The sequence below is a fragment of the Agromyces sp. Y575 genome, assembly GCF_059445445.1.
Map to the genome: position 1 here is coordinate 655,752 of NZ_JCAIUI010000002.1, position 18,831 is coordinate 674,582.

General features: G+C 69.3%; 18 protein-coding genes. 8 read left to right on the forward strand and 10 right to left on the reverse strand.

The features are described from left to right. Positions 1-34 precede the first annotated feature (34 nt). Together AC1C2U_RS09165 and AC1C2U_RS09170 are read right to left on the reverse strand one after the other, a co-directional pair. On the reverse strand, positions 35-1,639 hold the full coding sequence (locus tag AC1C2U_RS09165) for a protoporphyrinogen/coproporphyrinogen oxidase (protein WP_495361434.1): 1,605 nt from the start codon (positions 1,637-1,639) through the stop codon (positions 35-37). Next, positions 1,636-2,859, reverse strand: a complete 1,224-nt coding sequence (locus AC1C2U_RS09170) for a uroporphyrinogen decarboxylase (protein WP_495361435.1) — start codon at positions 2,857-2,859, stop codon at positions 1,636-1,638. The genes AC1C2U_RS09165 and AC1C2U_RS09170 overlap by 4 nt, the downstream gene beginning before the upstream one ends. A gap of 287 nt (positions 2,860-3,146) precedes the next feature. On the opposite strand from AC1C2U_RS09170, the gene AC1C2U_RS09175 reads away from it, so the two are divergent. From AC1C2U_RS09175 to AC1C2U_RS09195, 5 genes are all read left to right on the forward strand, one after another. Next, complete coding sequence (locus AC1C2U_RS09175) at positions 3,147-3,869, forward strand: hypothetical protein (protein WP_495361437.1); 723 nt, start codon at positions 3,147-3,149, stop codon at positions 3,867-3,869. Positions 3,870-3,927: 58 nt separating this feature from the next. Then, complete coding sequence (locus tag AC1C2U_RS09180; protein WP_495361438.1) at positions 3,928-5,370, forward strand: glutamyl-tRNA reductase; 1,443 nt, start codon at positions 3,928-3,930, stop codon at positions 5,368-5,370. A gap of 57 nt (positions 5,371-5,427) precedes the next feature. Continuing rightward, complete coding sequence (locus AC1C2U_RS09185; RefSeq protein WP_495361440.1) at positions 5,428-6,114, forward strand: GNAT family N-acetyltransferase; 687 nt, start codon at positions 5,428-5,430, stop codon at positions 6,112-6,114. 21 nt (positions 6,115-6,135) lie between these two features. After that, positions 6,136-6,363 carry an RNA-binding S4 domain-containing protein gene (locus AC1C2U_RS09190; RefSeq protein WP_495361441.1) on the forward strand — a complete coding sequence of 76 codons (228 nt, stop codon included), beginning with the start codon at positions 6,136-6,138 and terminating at the stop codon, positions 6,361-6,363. Between the two features lie 277 nt (positions 6,364-6,640). Further along, positions 6,641-7,579 (forward strand): SMP-30/gluconolactonase/LRE family protein, encoded by a 939-nt coding sequence (locus tag AC1C2U_RS09195; protein WP_495361442.1) that lies wholly within the window; start codon positions 6,641-6,643, stop codon positions 7,577-7,579. A 265-nt stretch (positions 7,580-7,844) separates the two neighbouring features. Here AC1C2U_RS09195 and AC1C2U_RS09200 read toward each other — a convergent pair whose 3' ends face one another. Together AC1C2U_RS09200 and AC1C2U_RS09205 are read right to left on the reverse strand one after the other, a co-directional pair. Further along, positions 7,845-8,030 carry a glycine zipper domain-containing protein gene (locus tag AC1C2U_RS09200; protein WP_495361443.1) on the reverse strand — a complete coding sequence of 62 codons (186 nt, stop codon included), beginning with the start codon at positions 8,028-8,030 and terminating at the stop codon, positions 7,845-7,847. Positions 8,031-8,107: 77 nt separating this feature from the next. Continuing rightward, positions 8,108-8,587: a hypothetical protein gene (locus AC1C2U_RS09205; RefSeq protein ID WP_495361444.1), complete on the reverse strand. Its 480-nt coding sequence runs from the start codon at positions 8,585-8,587 to the stop codon at positions 8,108-8,110. A 139-nt stretch (positions 8,588-8,726) separates the two neighbouring features. Between AC1C2U_RS09205 and arr the strand changes: the two genes are divergently transcribed. After that, entirely contained in the window at positions 8,727-9,137 is a 411-nt protein-coding gene (gene arr, locus AC1C2U_RS09210) for an NAD(+)--rifampin ADP-ribosyltransferase (RefSeq protein WP_495361445.1), read from the forward strand. 156 nt (positions 9,138-9,293) lie between these two features. Here arr and AC1C2U_RS09215 read toward each other — a convergent pair whose 3' ends face one another. The 3 genes from AC1C2U_RS09215 to AC1C2U_RS09225 all read right to left on the reverse strand — a co-directional run bounded on the left by AC1C2U_RS09215 (position 9,294) and on the right by AC1C2U_RS09225 (position 12,915). After that, positions 9,294-10,679 (reverse strand): glycine--tRNA ligase, encoded by a 1,386-nt coding sequence (locus tag AC1C2U_RS09215; RefSeq protein ID WP_495361446.1) that lies wholly within the window; start codon positions 10,677-10,679, stop codon positions 9,294-9,296. A gap of 174 nt (positions 10,680-10,853) precedes the next feature. Next, a complete protein-coding gene (locus AC1C2U_RS09220; protein ID WP_495361447.1) occupies positions 10,854-11,489 on the reverse strand; it encodes a hypothetical protein in 636 nt (211 codons plus the stop codon). A 103-nt stretch (positions 11,490-11,592) separates the two neighbouring features. Further along, on the reverse strand, positions 11,593-12,915 hold the full coding sequence (locus tag AC1C2U_RS09225) for an alpha-hydroxy-acid oxidizing protein (RefSeq protein WP_495361449.1): 1,323 nt from the start codon (positions 12,913-12,915) through the stop codon (positions 11,593-11,595). A gap of 135 nt (positions 12,916-13,050) precedes the next feature. Between AC1C2U_RS09225 and AC1C2U_RS09230 the strand changes: the two genes are divergently transcribed. Then, positions 13,051-13,458, forward strand: coding sequence for an NUDIX domain-containing protein (locus AC1C2U_RS09230; protein ID WP_495361450.1), 408 nt, complete (start codon positions 13,051-13,053; stop codon positions 13,456-13,458). A gap of 20 nt (positions 13,459-13,478) precedes the next feature. Continuing rightward, complete coding sequence (locus AC1C2U_RS09235) at positions 13,479-15,071, forward strand: alpha/beta hydrolase (protein ID WP_495361452.1); 1,593 nt, start codon at positions 13,479-13,481, stop codon at positions 15,069-15,071. Positions 15,072-15,092: 21 nt separating this feature from the next. Here the strand turns inward: AC1C2U_RS09235 and AC1C2U_RS09240 are convergent, their stop codons facing one another. From AC1C2U_RS09240 to AC1C2U_RS09250, 3 genes are all read right to left on the reverse strand, one after another. Beyond that, entirely contained in the window at positions 15,093-15,614 is a 522-nt protein-coding gene (locus AC1C2U_RS09240) for a GNAT family N-acetyltransferase (protein WP_495361970.1), read from the reverse strand. Between the two features lie 5 nt (positions 15,615-15,619). Next, a complete protein-coding gene (locus AC1C2U_RS09245; protein WP_495361453.1) occupies positions 15,620-16,525 on the reverse strand; it encodes a serine hydrolase in 906 nt (301 codons plus the stop codon). Positions 16,526-16,623: 98 nt separating this feature from the next. Further along, positions 16,624-18,768, reverse strand: a complete 2,145-nt coding sequence (locus AC1C2U_RS09250) for a M13 family metallopeptidase (RefSeq protein WP_495361454.1) — start codon at positions 18,766-18,768, stop codon at positions 16,624-16,626. Between the last annotated feature and the right edge of the window lie 63 nt (positions 18,769-18,831).

Here is an 18,831-nt window from a genome sequence, read left to right on the forward strand (position 1 = left end):
CGCAAGGGGGTTGCGTCGAAATATTCCGCTCGGGCTATGCGCTGCCGTCGGGCTGCACCCGACGGTGCCTGATTCGCCGCGCCACCTCGAGCGCGTGGGGCACGACCGACGCCAGACCGGTGCCGGCGACCCAGGATCCGGTGGTTTCGATGCCGGGCTCTGCGGCGAGCGCGTCTTCGAGTGCACGCACCCGATCGCGCTGGCCGATGGCGGCCTGCGAGAGCGCGTCGCGCCACTGCGTTCGGCCGGCTGCGCGGAGCATCCGCCCATCGACGGTCACGCCCAGGAGGATCGATGCATCGGCGAGCGCGAGCGCGGCGACCTCGGCGTCGGAGAGCCCGTCGAGCGGGTTCGGTGCACCGGCGCGACCATAAGAGAGACGCACGACGTGCCGGCCGCCCGCCGCCTCGGCGAGCCAACTCCACTTCGCGGTCGAGTGGGTGAGCGCCTTCGCCTGCACGTCGGGCGTGCCTGCGGCGACGAGCACACCGGTGCCGCGCGGGGCTCTGTCGAGGTCTGGCGCGTCGAGGACGAGCGTGACAAGCTCGACGGATGCCGCAGCCGGCCACTCGCCGGTCGACGCATCCGCCCAGCCGTCGAGGGCAGCGGCGACGAGCTCGAGCGCGGCGTGCCCGGACGCGGCGAGCACGACCTCGGGGGTGCTCACGATCAGCTCGCCGGCCTCGGTCGACGCGGTGACGAGCCAGGATCCTGCGGGTTGAGGAGGGAGCGAAGCGAGCGTCTCGAAACCGGGTTCTCCGGGAGTGCGGGTTTCGAGACCCGGCTGGTGCGCGTCATCCGCTCGCTCGAGACCGGTAACCTCGGCGCCGCGCACGACCGTCACGCCGAACCGCTCGAGTTCACGTTCGAGCGCGTCGACGAGTCGGTGCATGCCGCCGCGAATGCCGCGCACGGCTCCCCCGGCCTTGCGCTCCTCGACGAGCTGCCCGACCCCGCCCGAGAGCGAGCCGGTGCGGGTCATCGCCTCGTTGAGTCCGGGGGCGACGACATCGAGATCGAGGTCGTTCGGATCGGTCGAGTAGACGCCCGCCGAGATCGGCGTGACGAGCCGGTCGAGCACGGCCTGGCCCATGCGCGAGCGCACGAGCTGGCCGAGGCTGTGGGCCCGTCCGATGCGGAGGATCGGCATGAGGCGGTCGCCGTACGCGCGGATCGCCCCGCGCCAGCCGATGATGCGTCGCACGTCATCGCCGAGGGGGTTCGCGGGGATGCCGAGCATGCCGGTCTTCGGCAGGGGCGCGGCGTCGGGTCGACCGTGCGCACCGGGCATGACGAGCCAGGCGCCCGCCGGGTTCGGGCTCTCGATCTCGCCGTCGAGCTTGAGGGAGCTGAGCAGCTCGGCGACCCCCCCGCCCCGGGTCGCGAAGGATTCGGCGCCGCTGTCGAGCGTCAGGCCGTCGAGTTCGATGCGGCCGACGCATCCGCCCAGCTCGTCGCGCCGCTCGAGCACGGTGACCCGCAGGCCGACCTTCGCGCACTCGAGTGCGGCGACGAGGCCCGCGACCCCGCCGCCGATCACGACGACGTCGGCTGCGGACTCTGTCGGTCGAGTAGTGAGCGAAGCGAGCGTATCGAGACCATTCACCGGGTCTCGACCAGCGTCGGGCGCATCGGTCATGCCGACGCCTCGTGCACGAGCTCGACGACGCGCGTCAGCACCGTAGGGTCGGTCTCGGGCGGCACGCCGTGGCCGAGGTTGAAGATGTGGGCCGGCGCCGCCTGGCCGCGACGCAGCACGTCGCGCACCGCGGCCTCGAGCACGGGCCACGGGGCGGCGAGGAGCGCCGGGTCGAGGTTGCCCTGCAGGGGAACGCCGTCGCCGACGCGCTCGACGGCGACATCGAGCGGGATGCGGTAATCGACCCCGACGGTGTCGACCCCGATGCCGTGCATCGCGCCGAGCAGTTCGCCGGTGCCGACGCCGAAGTGCACGACGGGCACGCGCCTCGTCTCGCTCGCTGAGCCTGTCGAAGCGGGCCCGACCCCTTCGACGGGCTCAGGGGACTCGACAGGCTCAGGGGACGTCGTCTCGTAGGCGAGGTCGTGCACGAAGCTCAGCGCCTTCGCCGAGGCGGGTGCGACGTGCGTCTCGTAGTCGGCGAGCGAGAGCGCGCCTGCCCACGAGTCGAAGAGCTGGGCGGCGGACGCCCCGGCGAGCACTTGCGTGCGCAGGAAGCGTCCGGTGAGCTCGGCCGTCCAGTCCATGAGCGCGCGCCAGGCGCCGGGATCGGCGTGCATGAGGGTGCGGGCCGCGAGGTGGTCCTTCGACGGGCCGCCCTCGGCGAGGTAGGCCGCGAGGGTGAACGGGGCACCGGCGAAGCCGATGAGCGGGGTGCTGCCAGTGCCGGTTGAGCCTGCCGAAACCCCTCCGCTCAGCGAAGTCGCGTTGAGCTCGGCGACCACGCGCCCGACCGCTTCGGTGATGGGGGCGGATGTCTCGTCGATCCGCGCGGGGTCGATCGCCGTGAGCTCGGCGACGCCCGCGGCATCCGCATAGCCCTTCGTGAAGACGGGTCCGCGGCCGGGCTGGATCTCGACGTCGACGCCCACGAGCTTGAGCGGCACGACGATGTCGCTGAAGAAGATGCCCGCGTCGACCTTGTGACGGCGCACGGGCTGCAGCGTGATCTCGGCGGCCATCGCCGGGTCGAGGCATGCGTCGAGCATGCGTGTGCCGACGCGCAGGTCGCGGTACTCGGGAAGGGATCGCCCCGCCTGTCGCATGAACCACACGGGGGTGACGTCCGAGCGTTCTCCTCTATATGCGCGAACGAGGCGCGAGTCGGAGGTCAGGCCGGAGGAGAGCGGATGCTGCGGGGAGAGGATCACGCCTGACATTGTCGCCTATCGGGCTGGGGAACTCACTCGAAGAGCAGCCGTGTGCCGCTCGCGCAGGTATGGGTGACGCAGGTCGTTTCCGGATCCGAGTCGCGCGGTTCACCCAGCGAGCCGATTTGTTCGAAGCCTTACATTCGCGCACTCATCAACGCTAAGGTCGAGACGTTGTGCGCCCCCGAGCACGACGACGCACGTGTTCCCCCGCCCGTGCGCCTCCGCACCCACGGAGATCCCATGTCGCTCATGCAGTGCTGCAACCCGTCCGCCCGAACGACCCGAGTCGCGCGATGAACGACGCCACGCCGCACCGCGCCGGCATCACGTTCCTGGTCGCCGCCGCCGCCGCCCTCCTCGTCGGCGCACTCATCGCCAGCTCCGGCTTCCTCCAGCGCCTGATGCTGCGTCTGCCCGAAGTGCCGGGCCTCGAGCGAGTGGCCTTGATGGTCTCGGCACTCGCCGTGCTGGCCGCCGTCATCTGGATGTTCGTGCGCCTCGGCGAGCTCGCCCGCGCCCGCGCCCGTCGCCGTGCGCTCGAGGCCAGCGTGCGGGGCGAGGTGAGCTGCGGCATCCGCAGCAGAGCTCTCGTGGCGAGCCTCAACGAGTTGACCGCGGATGACCCGCGCGCGGTCAAGCTCGGGGCTCGTTTCTCGATCGTGGTCGACGAGATCGGCGTCGCATTCTGGAACGGCGGCCGGCGACCCCGGCGCGCGGTGCACTTCCCGTGGCGCGAGGTGCGCGGCATCCGCAGCGACTCGGTCATCGCAGGCGACTCGGAGCTGGCGGTGCTCGTGCTGCGCGTGCGACACGGCGGCATGAGCATCGAACTGCCACTCATCCTCGCCGCAGAGCGGACCGGCCGATACGCACTCGCTGGCGCCCCGTTCTTCGCCATCGTGCGCAGCTGGAAGGCGAAGCACCGCACGGCGCTCGCCGCCGCGGGCCTCGACCTGCCGCCGCTCACCGCACCCATCCAGATCATCCAGCCGGGTCTGGTGCTCGCCGGACGCTGAGTTTCCCTCAGAGTCCGCACTGAGCAAACGTGGATTCCACCACGAGTAGAATCCCATCGTGCTCATTTGCCTGACCGCGAGCCACAAGAACGCCGGCTTCGACATGCTCGAACGTCTTTCGGCGACCGCGGACGCCGCAGGCCCCCGCATCCGCAATGGCCACGACGCTGTGCGCGGTGCAGTGGTCGTCGCCACCTGCAACCGCTTCGAGGCGTATCTCGACCTCGACGCCGCCGAGGGTGAATCGCCCGTGCCGGCGGTGCACGAGGCGATTCGCGCGGTGGGCACCGTTGCGGGCCTCGAGCCCGACGAGTTGCGCACCACGTTCGGGTTCGTGCACGGCAACGCCGTCGCCGGGCACCTCTTCGCCGTGGCCTCCGGCCTCGAATCGGTCGTCGTCGGCGAGGGCGAGATCGCCGGCCAGGTGCGCCGTTCGCTCGAACGCGCGCGCACCGAGCGCACCACGACCCCCGAACTCGAACGACTCTTCCAGCGCGCTTCGCAGATCTCGCGCCGAGTGAAGAACGAGACCGGCATCGGCGGCGAGGGGCGCTCGCTCGTGCGCCTCGCGCTCGAACTCGCCGAAAGCCGCATCACCGACTGGGCCGCGACCCGGGTGCTGCTCGTCGGCACCGGACGCTTCGCGGGCGCCTCGCTCGCGGCGCTACGCGACCGCGGCGTCACCGATGTGCGCGTCTTCTCGCCCTCGGGCCGGGCGGCGAAGTTCGCCGCCGGTCACGGCATCGATGCGGTGGCGCGCGGCGAAGTCGCCGCCGCGGCCGCAACCTCCGACATCATCGTCACCTGCACCACGGCCGAGCACCATGTCGTCGATCGGACGATGCTCGAATCCGGGCGGGCGGGGCTCGAGGCATCCGTCGCGCCTGGAGCTGCTCTCGACGCTGTTTCGCTCAGCCTTGTCGGCGAGCCCGGCGACTCCCCGGTCGGTCGTCAGCTCGTGATCGACCTCGGCCTGCCGCGCAACGTCGCCCCCGATGTCGTCGAAGTGCCCGGCGTCGAGCTGCTCGACCTCGAGACCATCCGCATCCACGCACCGCTCGAAGAATTCGGGGCGACGGATGCCGCGCGCGCGATCGTCGGCGGAGCGGCCCGCGCCTTCGGCGAGGCCCGTGAAGAGCACGACCTCGCGCCCGCCGTCGTGGCCCTGCGGCGCCATGTCTTCGACATCCTCGACGGCGAGATCGAGCGTGCTCGCAGCCGCGGTGACGACGACGCACGCACCGAGGCCGCACTGCGGCACATGGCCGGCGTGCTGCTGCACACTCCCATGGTGCGCTCGCGCGAACTCGCCCGCGCCGGCGAACAGCAGGCCTGGATCGACGGCATCGCCGCGATCTTCGGCGTGGTTCCCGAAGCGGATGATGCCGCGGGGGCCGGGGGTCGCGAGGCCGGTGGCGTCGGTTCCGCGGGTGCTGCTTCCGGTGGTGCAGCTTCCGGTGGCGCCGGTTCCGCGGGTGCAGGCGCCGTCGCCGCCTTCTGACCGTCGGCCAGTGCCAGCGATGCCGCCCGTCGGGGGCGCGCGATACGCTTCCTGACGATGCACGAGAACAGCGACCCTGCGACCATCTCCGAACGCGCGGCAGCGGCGGCGGCCGACGGCCCGCCCGCACTGCGCTTCCCGTTCGATGCGGCGACACTCACCGATTCGCCGATTCGCACCGACCGTCTCGTGCTGCGCCCGCTCGAGGCATCCGATGCCCCAGACGTCTACGAGTACCAGCGCATCCCCGAGGTGCTCCGGTACCTGCCGTGGCCCGAGCGCGACCGCGACGAGGGCTACGAGCACACGGCGACTCGTGCGGCGGAGCGCGTACTCGCCGCTGACGGCGACTTCTTCGTATTCGCGATGGCGCTGCCTGGCACACCCTCGATCGACGACGCCGAGCGAGATCGCGTCATCGGGGACATGATGGTGCGCGTCTCGAGCCTCGCCCACGCGCAGCTCGAACTCGGCTGGGTGGTGCACCCCGACTTCCAAGGCAGTGGGTACGCCCTCGAGGCCGCGAGCGCGATCCGCGACTTCGCGTTCGAGACGCTGCACCCCCACCGGATTCAGGCGTTCCTCGACGCGCGCAACGGAGCATCCGCTGCACTCTGCGAACGCCTCGGCATGCGACGCGAGGCGACGATCCTGGAAGAGCAGTACAACGACGGCGAGTGGCAGGACACTGCGGTCTACGGAGTGCTGCGGCGCGAGTGGGCGGCCGCTCGCGGGTCGCACTGATTGGGCGACTAACATTCGGGGATGACGAACCCGACTCCGATCGACGACGTCCCGATCGGCGGTGAGGTCATTCGCCTCGGGCAGTTCCTGAAGTTCGCTGGGCTCCTCGACTCCGGTGGAGACGTGAAAGAGGCCATCATCAACGGCTTTGTGGCCGTGAACGGCGAGGTTGATCGCCGCCGCGGACGGCAGCTGCAGCTCGGAGACATCGTCAGCTTCGATGGCCGCAGGGTTCGCGTCTGCCCGTGAAAGTACCGGTGCGGACGGAGACGGGGACCAGCAGGCACGAGGCGCCGTCACGTCAACACCGTGCTCGACCCACGATTGCACCGTTGGGTGCCTCGTCTGCCATCTGACCTCCGGCTGACGGGGGCGAGCATCCACGGTCTCTCCCGCGGTATCCTCATCGTGCCGAAGCAACACCCGTTCCGGGTGGGGAAAGTGAGGCGGTGCGGGCCGTCGGTCCGCACCCCACTACGAACCCACGGGTGGTTCGGCCGGGCCGCCCGAGATTGGACTGATCCGCATGCCGATCGATCGTGACGTGCCCACCATCGAGGCACAGTTCGTGCGCCTGGATGATCGATTCGATGGTGTCGATGGCGATTTCGTCCTCGAACGCATCCACACCGGAGCACGCAAGAGCGAAGGCCCGGTGTGGTTCCCAGCGGGACGCTATCTTGTCTGGAGCGACATCCCGAACTCGCGCATGCTGCGCTGGGACGAGACGACCGGCGCGGTCGGGGTGTTCCGCGAGGACTCCGGCTACGCGAACGGCAACACCATCGACCGCCAGGGCCGCCTCATCACGTGCGAGCAGGGCAACCGCCGAGTGACCCGCACCGAGCACGACGGGTCCATCACCGTGCTCGCCGACACCTTCGACGGCCGGCCGCTCAACAGTCCCAACGACGTCGTCGTCCGTCACGACGGGACGATCTGGTTCACGGATCCGCCCTACGGCATCGCCGGCGACTACGAGGGCAACGCCGCCGAACAGGAGCAGGACGGTCAGTACGTCTTCCGGCTCGATCCGTCGACGGGTGATCTGACCGTCGTCGCAGACGACTTCTCCCGCCCGAACGGACTGGCCTTCTCGCCCGACGAACAGCGGCTCTACATCGCCGACACGCGGCAGAACCCGAGCCACATCAGGGCATTCGATGTGCTGGCCGATGGAACGCTCGAGGGTGGTGCGATCCACGCCACCTGCGACCACGGCCGGTTCGACGGGCTGCGGGTCGATACCGACGGCCGGATCTGGGCCGCCGCATGGGACGGAGTGCACTGCTTCGGCCCCGACGGCGACCTCATCGGCAAGCTGCTCCTGCCGGAGTCCGTGGCCAACCTCGCGTTCGGCGGGCCGAAGCGCAATCTGCTCTTCATCACCGCCGGCCGGTCCGTCTATTGCCTGAGGGTCACCTTCAACGGCGCGCTCTATCCGCCGGTCGCGGTACGCGAGTAGGGAGCTTCCGGTCACGCAGCGGGACTGACGTAGAGATCATCGCGCCGAACGCCGGCGACCAGATGGTCTGCTTCCCGCAACCGTTTTTGCATTGTTGAAGGGCATGATCGACTCGGCGGATATCCCCACGGAGCAGGTCGGTTCGAGACCGGTCAGACCTTTGCCGCTCATCATGTCCAGCGGCACGGACACCTGGTTCGAGCCTTCAGAAGTCGGTCCATGAAGACCCTGCTCTAGACCGTCGAACGCCCGTTCCAAGACGCGCTCAGGTCGCCCTCCGAGCGTCGAATACGGCACCGACCACGATGCCGACCAACATGCCGATACCTGCACCGACTACAAGGGCGTCGAAGAAGGTCAGCCCAACACCGGCGCCGACCAGGACCCCTAGCGCGATGCCGATTCCCACGCCGCTGAACGACGTCTCGGAGTAATCCTTCGGAGGCACCATGACTTCAACGCTACTCGCACCGAAGACAGGACATCCGCTTGCGGTCCGCCACGAGGCCGCATCCGGCGCTCATCGGTCTAGGTGCCGCGGATAATTTCAGCCAACTCAGCGGGGTTTGCGTCCGGCGGGAGCGCGATCAGGAGGGTATCGCCCTGCAACGCCTCGAGCACCGCGACAGCTGACAACACCACGTCACCCGCCTTGATCACCAAGCGTGCAGTCCCTCCGGATTGAGCGGCTTCGGCTGTCAACGTCTGAAAGACGTCCGCTCCTTCATCGTCGAACCTCACGTCGACAGCATGGGTCTTACCATCGGCGACCGCTTCGGCCTCTTCGACGCCAGCATGAACGAAGTCCGATTCGAGGATCATCACGTACTCGCCATTCACCGAGACGCACTCCGGTGCGGATCCCGAAACGCAGGACTCCGAGACGGCCATCTCGACGCCGCCAGCGGTCGCCGGCGTGCTCTCTCCTGGACCGTCAACGGCGGAGCATCCACTCATCATCAAGAGGAGCATGCCGACCGCGGACAACTTCCAGACCTGAGAACCCATGGGCGCTCCTCCTCGAGCACTATTCGGAGCGATCTCACTCCGACACCCCACGCTACCTTTGCGACAGCGACAAGATTCGTTCGTCACCGGAATCGGTGTCCCCCTGTGCTTACGGGTGTCATCCACCTAGGCTGTCGCAGTGAGCCAAGCACTGGACGAGGGGCCGTTCTTTCACGGCACGAAAGCCGATCTCCGGAACGGTGATCTCCTCACGGCGGGCTTCCGGTCGAACTATCGTCCCGAAGTCGTGATGAACCACATCTATTTCACCGCCCTTCCCGACGGTGCTGGACTCGCCGCGGAACTCGCGGCCGGTGACGGTGCTCCGCGCGTCTATGCCGTCGAGCCGACCGGCCCGTTCGAGGACGACCCGAACGTGACCGACAAGAAGTTCCCCGGCAACCCCACCCGCTCGTACCGCAGCACTGCACCACTCAGGGTCGTTGGCGAGATCACTGATTTCACGCGCCAGACCCCCGAGGCGCTCCAGGCGTGGAGAGAACGTCTGGCAGCGTTCCGCGCCGACAAGCGAGGCGAAATCATCAACTAACCAGATCTGCATCGAGGCGAGAATGCTCGCGCATGTTCCGTCGCGTCCCGTGGCGAATCCCTCAGCGGGGTGACACGACGACATGAACTGTCTCGCCCACATCCTTGCCGAGAGTCAACGTCCGCGCGACGACAAGGCGCCCGTTCGAACCGACGCCTACGCCCCGATGAGTCGCGCCGCCAAGTAGCCCTCGATCTCGGCGAGCGGCACGCGCACCTGCTCCATGCTGTCGCGCTCGCGCACGGTCACGGCGTTGTCGTCGAGCGAGTCGAAGTCGACCGTGATGCAGAACGGCGTGCCGATCTCGTCTTGGCGACGGTACCGACGACCGATCGCACCGGCGTCGTCGAAGTCGACGTTCCAGTGCTTGCGCAGCGACGCGGCGACCTCGCGGGCCAGTGGCGAGAGACGCTCGTTGCGGCTGAGCGGCAACACGGCCGCCTTCACCGGCGCGAGACGCGGGTCGAGTCGCAGCACCGTGCGAGTGTCGACGCCGCCCTTCGCGTTCGGCACCTCCTCGACGTCGTACGCGTCGACGAGGAACGCCATGAGCGAGCGGGTCAGACCCGCCGCGGGCTCGATCACGTACGGGATCCAGCGTTCGTTCTTCGACTGGTCGAAGTACGACAGCTCTTTGCCGGAGTGCTCGGAGTGCGTCTTGAGGTCGAAGTCGGTGCGGTTGGCGACACCCTCGAGCTCGCCCCACTCGCCACCGGTGAAGCCGAAGCGGTACTCGATGTCGACGGTGCGCTTCGAGTAGTGCGAGAGCTTGTCTTGCGGGTGCTCGAAGCGACGCAGGTTCTCGGGGTCGACGCCGAGGTCGACGTACCAGTCCCAGCGATAGTCGAGCCAGTACTCGAACCACTGGTCGTCGGTGCCGGGCTCGACGAAGAACTCGAGCTCCATCTGCTCGAACTCACGCGTGCGGAAGATGAAGTTTCCGGGCGTGATCTCGTTGCGGAACGACTTGCCGATCTGGCCGATGCCGAACGGCGGCTTCATGCGTGCGGCCTGCAGCACGTTGGCGAAGTTCGTGAAGATGCCCTGTGCCGTCTCGGGGCGGAGGTACTGCAGCCCCGACTCATCCTGAACCGGGCCCAGGTAGGTCTGCAGCATCATGTTGAAGTCGCGGGGCGGAGTCCACTGGCCGCGCGTGCCGCAGTTCGGGCAGGCGATGTCGCCCATGCCGTTCTCGGGGGCGCGGCCCTTCTTCCCCTCGAAGGCCTCGAGCAGGTGGTCTTCGCGGAAGCGCTTGTGGCAGTGCAGGCACTCGACGAGCGGGTCGGTGAAGACACCGACGTGGCCCGAGGCGATCCACACCTGCTTCGGCAGGATGACGCTCGAGTCGAGGCCGACGACATCGTCGCGGCCGGTCACCATGTACCGCCACCACTGGCGCTTGATGTTCTCTTTCAGCTCCACGCCGAGGGGGCCGTAGTCCCATGCCGAGCGGGACCCGCCGTAGATCTCGCCGGCCTGGAAGACGAACCCCCGATGCTGGGCGAGGGCGATGACGGATTCGAGACGGCTGGGTGCGGCCACGGTGGCTCCAATGGTCCTAGAGATCGGGGGTTTCCCGGAAACGACACGGTGACACCATCCTACGGGCGGGCGCGAGCCCGTTGTCCCGGTCCGCGGTCACCGGCGCTCCCGAGACGGCCGAGATCGGCGGTCTGCGCTGGGCACGACCGCCGATCCGCCTTCGCGGTCTGTCGATCAGCGCGCGCTCGAGGCCCGCCGTCGCCACACGATTGCCGCGCAGCCGAGTACGATCAGCGCGAGAGCGGCGATGCCGATACCGCCGTCGACACCGGTTTCGGCCAAGCGTGGGCCGTCGGCCGTCGTCTCGGAGTCGATGGCCGGGGCGGCGGGTACCGCTGCCGGCGATGACTCGCCGGGGGCGGTCGGCGCCGGAGCCGGAGCCGGAGCCGCGGTGATGGTCAGCAGGACCTCATTCGACCAGAGCACGGTTCCATCGCCGATCGTCTGCGAGGCCAAGACGCTGAACCGCGGGCGCTCTTCACTGTCGGCGGGGACCATGTTAACCGGCGTGATCAGCACACTGAACGTGCCGTCGGGAGTGACGTCGGCCTGCGTGCCGGTGAGGGTGCCTTGGCCGGCTGCCACTGCAACCCATGCGGTCGACACGCTCGGATCGAAGCCCGATCCGGTGACGGTGAAGCCGCCGAGCCAGTCGCCTGCGGGAAAGGTCGTCTGGTCGACCTGGATGGTCGGTGCGGTGGGCGCAGGCACCTCTTCCGCGGCGGCGGGCGACGCCGCAAGTGTCACCAGGGCGAGGCCGGCGACTGCCGCGACGACAGTGGCGCGACGGGGGAAGTTCAGAGCGGTCATGGAGGATCGGGCTTTCGTTCGGGGTTGGATTCGGGCCGCCCAGCGGTGGGCGTGAGATGACTATACGACACCGGCGCGGCGACAACGACGGGCTGTCCCGCCCTCACGCCGCACGCAGCGAATCGGGCCCGATCTCGGCGACGGACCGGTGCCCCGCGAGGCCGAGCGTGAGGTCGAACTCGGCGATGTGATTGCGCACGACCTCGTGCACGCCGTCGGTTCCCGCGACGGCGAGGCCGTAGGCGTAGGGCCGGCCGATGCCCACGGCCGTGGCGCCGCGTGCGAGCGCGATGAAGGCATCGGCACCGCCGCGCACCCCGCTGTCGAGGATGACGGGGACCCGGCCGCCGACCCGCTCGACGACGCCGGGCAGCGCGTCGAGCGTCGCGACGGATTCGTCGACCTGGCGGCCGCCGTGGTTCGACACCACGAGGCCGTCGACGCCGTGGTCGAGCGCTTGCGCCGCGTCATCCGGATGCAGCACTCCCTTCAGCAGCACCGGCAGGTTCGTCCACTCACGCAGCTTCGCGAGGTCGCCCCACTCGAGCGCCGGGTTCGAGAACACGTCGAGGAACGTCTCGATCGCCGCACGAGGCAGCGGCGAGCGTAGGGCCGCACGCACTCCGCCGTCGACGAGCGGCGTTCGTGCTCCCGAACGGGCGATCGCGAACGCCGAGGCGAGCAATTTCGGGGTCACCTTCGGGCGCGGCCCGCCACCGCCGCCGCGTGCGACGCGCTGCCGCACGAGCTCGGCGAAGACCGGGTCGCTCGTGTATTGCGCGATGCCCTGCCCGCGCGTGAAGGGCAGATAGGCGGCGTCGAGATCGCGGGTGCGCCAGCCGAGCAGGTGCGTGTCGAGGGTGACCACGATCGCCTCGCACCCGGATGCCTCGGCGCGACGCACGAACGACGCGTTGAGCTCATCGGAGGCGCTCCAGTACAGCTGGAACCAGCGCGATCGCGTGCCCATCGCGGCGGCGACCTCCTCTAATGGGGCGCTTGCCTGGTTCGAGAGGATGTACGGCACGTCGAGCGCCGCCGCGGCACGGCCGACCGCGACATCCGCTTCGCTGTGCGCCATCTCGATGACGCCGATCGGCGACAGCACGAACGGCGTCGCCCGGCGCCGCCCGAGCAACTCGATCGAGAGATCGCGCTCGGAAACATCGCGCAGCACCCGCGGCCAGATCTGCCAGCGCGCGAATGCCGCACGGTTCGCCGCCATCGTCACCTCGGCGCCCGCGCCGCCGGCGAGGTATGCGAACGCCTCGGCCGACACGGCCTTGCGCGCAGCACGTTCGAGTGCAGCAACGTCGACCGGCACCGCCGGACGGATGCCCGAGAGCCCCGCCCGGTACACCTCGGACTGCACGGCCCTCGCGAATCCACGTTGCTCGTCGGCGGTCATCGGCTCGGTCGACGTCATCGGCTCGCTCCTTCGCGATCGGCGGATGCGAGCCAGCGTAGCTGCGGGAGCATGGCTCACGACAGGGGTGCCGGTCAGGCGTGACCGCGCTGACGACGGAGCCCGCGCAGACGCACGACATAGGCTGGAGCGGATATGCCTGAACTCACCGACATCCGCGTCGCCGCCATCGCCCTCGTGCGCGACCGCCGGGTGCTCATGGTCACGGCTCGCGACCGCGACGTGTACTACATGCCCGGCGGCAAGATCGACGAGGGCGAATCGGCCGCGGCGGCGGCCGCCCGCGAAGCTCTCGAAGAGGTCGCGCTCATTCTCGATCCGGCCTCGCTCGAGGAACTCTTCGAGGTCGTCGTGCAGGCACATGGAGAGCCCGACGGACGGCTCGTGCGCATGCGGGTCTTTCGCGCCGAGACGGATGCCGCACCCATCGCCTCCGCCGAGGTGGGCAGCCTGCACTGGGTGACGACCGCCGACCTCGATCGCTGCCCGCCCGCCGGGGCCGAAGTGCTCCAGCGCCTCGCGGGGGCCGGGCTCATCGACTGACCGCCTCGTAGACTTCGGTCATGCCGACCTCCCGCGAGTTCCGCAGCGGTGACCGGATCACGCTCATCACCCGCACGGGCATCGACGACGGCCCGGGCTACGTGCTCGTGCACGGCATCGGCATGGCGCACGAGTACTGGTCGGATGTCGCGGAGGCCCTCGGTCGCACCGGCACGGTCTACGCCCTCGACATGCCCGGGTTCGGCGAGGCGCCGGAGCCCGAGCATCCGCCCTCGATTCCGGAGGCGGGCGAGCTGCTCGCCGAGCTCGTGGTCGCCGAGGGCATCGACCGACCCGTGCTCGTCGGACACTCCGCCGGGGCGCAGGTCGTGGCCGAGGCCGCCGCGCGGCATCCCGAGCTCTTCGATCGCATCGTGCTCATCGCCCCGACCGTGAATCCTCGCGAACGCACGGTGGCGAAGCAGGCCGGTCGGCTGGCGCAAGACCTCGTGCTCGCCCACCCGAAGGTGATCGGCCTCGGCGTCGTGTCATATGCGAAGGCGGGCCTCGGCTGGTACCTCGAGACGCTCCGGCCCGTGATGGCGCACGAGATCGAGCGCACCCTGCCCGACATCCCGGGCGAGACGCTCGTGATCCGCGGCGAACGCGACGGGATCGTTCCCCGCGACTGGGCGGAACAGGTCGCCGGCCTCGTGCCGAACGGCCGATACATCGAGGTTCCCGGACGCGGTCACGAGACGATGATCACCGCCGGCCCGCAGGTGGCCGAGCTCATCGCGCGGCACGCACGCGGCGAAGCGGTCGGCCGCAGGGTTCCGGCGGCGGCGTTCGCGGCGCCATCCGCTTCGCCGGCGACGGATGCCTCGATGGTGGCGGATGCCCCGGCAACGAGCATCGCGACAGTCGCGGATGCCCCGGCGACGACGGCCCCCGCGCCACTCCCACCGCTCGCGGCCGCGGGCTGGTGGGCGCTCGACTACCTCGACGCGGCGAGGCGGCACGCGCGCGTGCTCACCGTGCCGAAGCCCCCGAGGCTCTGGGCCGAGGGCGACGTCGACAAACCGACGGTCTTCCTCCTGCCTGGCGTCTACGAGCACTGGTCGTTCATGGAACCGCTCGGCCACGCGGTCAACGCGCGGGGCTACCGCGTTCGGGTCGTGCATGGACTCGGCGCGAACCTGCTCGCGATCCCCGAGACGGCCGAGCGGATCACTCGAGCGCTCGAGCGGATCCCACCGCCGCCCGCCGGCCGCATCATCGTGGCGCACTCGAAAGGCGGCCTCGTCGGCAAGCGGATGCTGCTCGACGACGCCGACCGGAGGCTCGGCCTGCTCGGGGTCGTCACCGTCGCCACGCCGTTCGGCGGTTCGCGCCTCGCACGGTACCTGTTCGATCCACGGCTGCGCGAGTTCGACCCCGCGAGCGCGATGATCGTCGAACTCTCCGATGCGGCATCCGTCAATTCGCGCATCGTGTCGGTGTTCGGATTCTTCGACCCGCACGTGCCCGAGGGCAGTGCGCTCGCGGGCGCGACGAACGTGCAGGTTCCGGTCGCCGGGCATTTCCGCATCCTCGCCGCCCCCGAGACGGCGGCCGCCGTTGTCACGGCGGTCGAGTCGCTTACCGAGGCGTCCGCGGTGCGACACGAATGAGGCAGCCGACCCGACGCCCGATCAGAGCGCTTCGAACGGAGCGGCGTACCGGAAGTCGCCGCGATGCTCGTCGCCGGCACCCGACAGGCGAAGCGCCTGGAAGTAGCTGCCCCACGCCGGCTCTGGCGAGATGACCCCCACTTCGGAGCCGGCGACGAAGCCGAACCGGCCGTAGTAGGCGGGGTCGCCGAGCAAGGCGATCACTCGCTCGCCATGCTCTTCGGCGACACGGACCGTCTCGCGCACGAGCGCGGAGCCGACACCGACCCCCTGTCGCTCGGGGAACACTGCGATCGGCCCGAGACCGATCGCCGGAGTCACGCCGACCCTGCCGCGCGTGCTGATGCAATAGCCGATGATCTCGCCGTCGACTTCGGCGACGAGTGCGAGATGCGGCAGCAGGGCGTCGGACGCGAGCAGCTCGGTATTGAGGCCCGCCTCGATCGGCGGGTCGTCGACCGTCGTCGTGGGCGTCGCGAAGGCGACCGACAGCAGCCGGTCGACGATCGCATGATCGAGCGGATGCAGCGGGCGGATGAGCACTTCGTTCAATGCACGTACTCCAGCAGGTCGGCGCCGACCTGGCGCATGCCGTCGAGCACGGCAAGGCGCGAGGAGAGCATGGTATCGGCGTAGTACATCGACACGGCGTACGAGACGCTCGCACGCGGTCCGCGGAGCACGCCGACCTCGCTGCGCACGCCGCCGTCGGTGCCGGTCTTGTTCATGAGCAGCACGTTGTGATCGGCTGCGCGGTGCGCAAGCGGATCGAGCCCGAACGCGCTCGCGACCATCGACAGGTCGGCGTTCAGCGAGAGCCATCCGACGACCCGCTGCGACACCTCGGGTGAGACGATCTCGCCGCGGGCGAGCGAGGCGAAGAGCCACGTGAGCTCTTTCGCCGAGCCGATCGAGAGCTGCGGGGCGTCGTCGGGGCCTCGGTGATCGCGTACGAGGTCGAGAAGCGCGGTGCGGGTGAGGCCGAGTGCCTCGGTGCGGGCGCGCACAGCCTCGAGACCGACGTGGCGGATGAGCACATTCGTCGCGAGGTTGTCGCTCGTCGCACCGATGAGGGCCGCGAGGTCGGCGAGGGGCAGCGACGGCGACTGCATGTGCTGCCAGATGCCCGAGTCGCCGACCGCGTCGCGGGGGGCGCGGTCGAGCACGGTGAACGACTCGCTGCCGTCGCCGGCGAGCCGGGACGCGACCTCGACGAGCAGCAGCACCTTGCCGATCGACGCCGTCGGCATGACGACATGGTCGTCGACGGAGAAGAGCACCTTGCCGGTCGCGAGATCGGTCGCGCGCGCCGAGACCTGCACGCCCGCGAGCGCGAGCTCGCCGAGTGCGTCGAAACCGCGGGCGAAGTTGTCGTTGGCCTCTTCGGTGCGATGTTTTCCCCGCCGGAAGTCGCTATGCCGTGCGCGTCGCTCCGAACCCTGCGACGACGTCACCACGGTGATTCCACTGCCTTCCTCTGGCGGTCGGCGCTCCCCTACCGCGGTCAGCGGCGCGCTCGAGAATTCTTGGTCTTGCGGATGCGGATCTGCGACTACCAGATCGTCACCCGCTCGGCTGGGTCGAGCCAGAGCGCGTCATCTGGAGTCACTTCGAAGCTAGCGTAGAACTCGTCGATGTTCCTGACGATCTGGTTGCACCGGAACTCGTTCGGCGAGTGCGGATCGATCGCGAGCAGGCGGATGACCTCTTCATCGCGACCCTTCATCTGCCACGCCTGCGCCCACGACAGGAAGAAACGCTGCGCTGCGGTCAGCCCGTCGATGACGGGTGCCTCGGCGACACTGCCGGACTCGCCTGAGCCCGCCGAAGGGCCGAGCGACAGCACGTACGCCCTCCACGCGATGGCGAGGCCGCCGAGGTCGCCGATGTTCTCGCCGATCGTGAGCGCACCGTTGACGCTGTGCTCGCCCGCTGAGCTCGTCGAGCTCGTCGAAGCGGCGCCCCCTTCGACGGGCTCAGGGGGCAGTTGGGCGTCAGGGCGGAGCTGAGCCGGCACGAGCGCGTCGTACTGCTCGATGAGCGCGGTCGTGCGCTCCTCGAACGCGGTGCGGTCGGCCTCGGTCCACCAGTCGGTGAGGCGCCCGTCGCCGTCGTACTTCGAGCCCTGGTCATCGAAGCCGTGCCCGATCTCGTGGCCGATCACGGCGCCGATGGCACCGTAGTTCGCCGCGGCATCCCGCTCGGCATCGAAGAAGGGGTACTGCAGGATCGCCGCGGGGAACACGATCTCGTTGAACCCCGGGTTGTAGTACGCGTTGATCGTCTGCGGCGTCATGAACCACTCGTCGCGGTCGATCGGCTTGCCGATCTTGCCGAGCTCGCGATTGAACTCGAACTCGGCCGTCGCCCGCACGTTGCCGACGAGGTCGTCGGTGATCTCGAGGGCGGAGTAGTCGCGCCACTTCACCGGGAACCCGATCTTCGGCGTGAACTTCTCGAGCTTGTCGATGGCCTTCGCCCGAGTCTCGGCACCCATCCACTCGAGGCCGGTGATCGACTGGCGGTAGGCCTCGACGAGGTTCGCGACGAGGTCGTCCATCGCCTCCTTCGCGGCGGGCGGGAAGTGCCGCTCGACGTAGATGTGGCCGACGGCCTCGCCCATGGCGCCCTCGACGAGGGAGACGCCGCGCTTCCAGCGCTCGCGCATCTGCGGGGTGCCCGTGAGGGTGCGGCCGTAGAAGTCGAAGTTCGCCTCGACGAAGTCGTTGGAGAGGTACGCCGCGCTGCCGCGGATGACCTGCCAGGCGAGCCAGTCCTTCCACGCCGGCAGGCGGTCTTCGGTCAGCAGTGCGCCGAGACCCTGCACGAACGAGGGCTCGCGCAGCACGATCTCGTCGAACGCCCCGGCGGGCACGCCCATCGCATCGCGCCAGATGTTCAGGTCAGGGGCCCCTTCGACAGGCTCAGGGAGCGAAGCGGACTCAGGGAGCGAAGCGGACTCAGGGAGCGAAGCGGACTCAGGGAGCGAAGCGAACGCCGCCGCAGCATCCGACCACTGGAACAGGTTGTAGGTCTTCTCGCTGTCGCGGGTGTCGACGTTGTTCCAGTGCGCCGCGGCGATCGCGGTCTCGAGTTCGAACACCCGGGCCGCGCGCTCGTCGGGCGCTTCGAGTCGCGCGAGCCGCAGCATCCGCTCGAGGTGCGAGCGGTACGCGCCCCGCACCGACTCGAACCGCTCTTCGCGGAAGTAGCTCTCGTCGGGCAGACCGATGCCACCCTGCTCGACGAAGACGAGGTAACGCTCGGGGTCGCCCGGGTCGTTGTCGACGTAGAGCTGCAGGAAGCCCGGCACGCCCTGCCGCTCGAGCTGGCCGAGGGTCGCGAGGAATGCGTCGACCGAGCTGATGAGCTCGACCTCGACGAGCTGCCCCGCGATGGGTGTCGTGCCGAGGAGGTTCGCCCGATCTTCATTCATGAAGCTCGCGTAGAGGTCGCCGACCTTGCGCGCCTCGGTGCCGGGCTCTGCGTCTTGCGACTCCTCGATGATCTCGCGCACGGCCTGCTCGGCCTCTTCGTGCAGCACGAGGAACGAGCCGTACCTGGCCTTGTCGGCCGGAATATCGGTGCGTTCGATCCACTTGCCGTTGACGTGACGGAAGAGGTCGTCTTGCGGGCGGATGCCTGCGTCGAGCTCGTCTTGCGTGATTCCGGAGGGCAGCGCGACGTCGTCGGTCATTGCTCCAGCCTATGTGTGGGCGGCGTGCGCGAGGCCCAGAATCTCCTGTGACCTCCTGCGTGC